The sequence below is a fragment of the Flavobacterium sp. NKUCC04_CG genome (assembly GCF_019345525.1).
GTDB lineage: Bacteria > Bacteroidota > Bacteroidia > Flavobacteriales > Flavobacteriaceae > Flavobacterium.
Genome location: NZ_JAHKRA010000051.1, coordinates 1 through 580, shown reverse-complemented (window position 1 = coordinate 580; position 580 = coordinate 1). Strand labels below are relative to the sequence as shown.

At 42.4% G+C, this 580-nt stretch carries 1 rRNA gene; it reads left to right on the top strand.

Annotated features, from left to right (window positions below):
• Positions 1-105 (top strand): 5S ribosomal RNA (rrf, locus tag KO524_RS15190); the annotation flags it as partial.
• Positions 106-580: the final 475 nt, after the last annotated feature.

Sequence of the window (580 nt, the reverse complement as noted above, 5' to 3'; positions counted from 1 at the left end):
TGGTTATTGCAGCGGGGCTCACCTCTTCCCATTTCGAACAGAGAAGTTAAGCCCGTTAGCGCAGATGGTACTGCATTTATGTGGGAGAGTATGTCGTCGCCTTTCTTTTAAGAACCCCTAGTCTTCACAGACTGGGGGTTTTTTGTTTTACAACGGAGCGACGTGTTCGGCCTTTGGCCTCGGTTCGTCGCCTTTCTTTTAAAAAGTCCCTAATCTTTATTGATTAGGGACTTTTTTGTTTATAATCATTTCACCCCTACGGGGTTTACGAAAAACGACACCTCGTTTTTCTATAATCATGTCACCCCTACGGGGTTTTATTATACGAAATTATAGATAAAAGCCTAGCGCAGCGCCACGGCACAAAATCCCTATCGTTTTGTCGCAGACGAAACGATAGGGATTTTGCTAATGCGTAAAACTGGATTTTTGTTACAATATTGATGTATCGTTTTCATAGAACCCCGTGGGGGTGACATGATTGTAGATGATGCGTCACACGGGAATGTTGTTTATAATAATAATATATCATTTTCGTATAACCCCGTAGGGGTGACATGATTGTAGATGATGCGTCACA